Here is a 1,686-nt window from a genome sequence, read left to right as displayed (position 1 = left end):
ACGCTCCCCCGTTTCGATTGTATCGGTAAGCACCACATCGGTTCTTCCCCGTCCAATCGGACACGCTGCATCCGCAAGGATGGCAGCACATAATTCACATCGTATAGAGAGAAATCAATCAACATTGCTTGGTTGCCATAAGTGTTTGGCAATCTCAGTTGGTTCGCCCCTGATCGGGGATCACCGCAAGGTGTGACTGGATCGGGACCACGGCGAAGGTTTTAATTCGGTCTAGCCGGCTGAATTGGAATATCCCATCTGAAATGAGCAATAGTTGTCCAAGTCAAGTACACTAACCAAGTCACTTTAACCGAGTGACAAGTCTCGGTGATCAAACACCGGGGCGGGAAAATGTATGCTTTGTCCAGTAGGAGAGCGGGCCGTTTGCCGACGGTGCGCTCAACGCGAGGCCCTGTGAACCAGCGGGGACCAAACCTTGCTCTTACTGGATCAAATCAAGCGCGAGAAGGGCGTTTGGTGGATGCCTTGGCAGCAAGAGGCGATGAAGGACGTGATACTCTGCGATAAGTCATGGGGAGCTGAGAATAAGCTTTGATCCATGAATTTCCGAATGGGGCAACCCACCTGATATTCAGTTATTATCAGCCGCAAGGTTTTTGATAATTGGGTAAACCAGGTACTTCTTACCTGAATACATAGGGTTTGAAGAGCAAACCCGGGGAACTGAAACATCTAAGTACCCGGAGGAAAGGAAATCAATTGATACTCCCCTAGTAGCGGCGAGCGAACGGGGACTAGCCGAGCCTTGAGAGTGACTAGAACATGCTGGAAAGCATGGCCATAGCGGGTGACAGCCCCGTATAGGAAGCTCGATGGGACGTATTAAGTAGGGCGGAACACGTGAAATTCTGTCTGAAGATCGGAGGACCACCTTCGAAGGCTAAGTACTCCTTGCTGACCGATAGCGAACCAGTACCGTGAGGGAAAGGTGAAAAGCACCCCGACGAGGGGAGTGAAACAGTACCTGAAACCGAACGCCTACAATCAGTCGGAGGATCTTTACGATCTGACGGCGTACCTTTTGTATAATGGGTCATCGACTTGGTCTATCTAGCAAGCTTAAGCCGTTAGGTGTAGGCGCAGCGAAAGCGAGTCTTAATAGGGCGATGAGTTAGATGGATCAGACCCGAAACCGAGTGATCTAGGCATGACCAGGATGAAGGTAAGGTAACACTTACTGGAGGTCCGAACCCACACCTGTTGAAAAAGGTCGGGATGAGTTGTGCCTAGGGGTGAAAGGCCAATCAAACTCGGAGATAGCTGGTTCTCCGCGAAATCTATTTAGGTAGAGCGTCATCCGAATACCCCGGGGGGTAGAGCACTGGATGGGTAATGGGGCCCCACAGGCTTACTGATCCTAACCAAACTCCGAATACCCGGGAGTAATAGATGGCAGACACACGGCGGATGCTAACGTCCGTCGTGAAGAGGGAAACAACCCTGACCTCCAGCTAAGGCCCCTAATTCATGGCTAAGTGGGAAAGCAGGTGGGACGACCAAAACAACCAGGAGGTTGGCTTAGAAGCAGCCATCCTTTAAAGATAGCGTAACAGCTCACTGGTCTAATCAAGTTGTCCTGCGGCGAAGATGTAACGGGGCTCAAGCCATGAGCCGAAGCTGAGGATGCACATAGTGCATGGTAGCGGAGCGTAGTGTGACATAGTT

At 51.1% G+C, this 1,686-nt stretch carries 1 rRNA gene (cut by a window edge); it reads left to right on the top strand.

The features are described 5' to 3' along the window. Positions 1–453 precede the first annotated feature (453 nt). Positions 454–1,686 (top strand): 23S ribosomal RNA (locus tag GGQ68_RS23920); it runs 1,618 nt beyond the window's last position.

The sequence above is a fragment of the Sagittula marina genome (assembly GCF_014196795.1).
GTDB classification, from domain to species: Bacteria; Pseudomonadota; Alphaproteobacteria; order Rhodobacterales; family Rhodobacteraceae; genus Sagittula; species Sagittula marina.
Note: the sequence above shows the minus strand (reverse complement) of the source record. Positions and strands in the feature narration are given on the sequence as shown.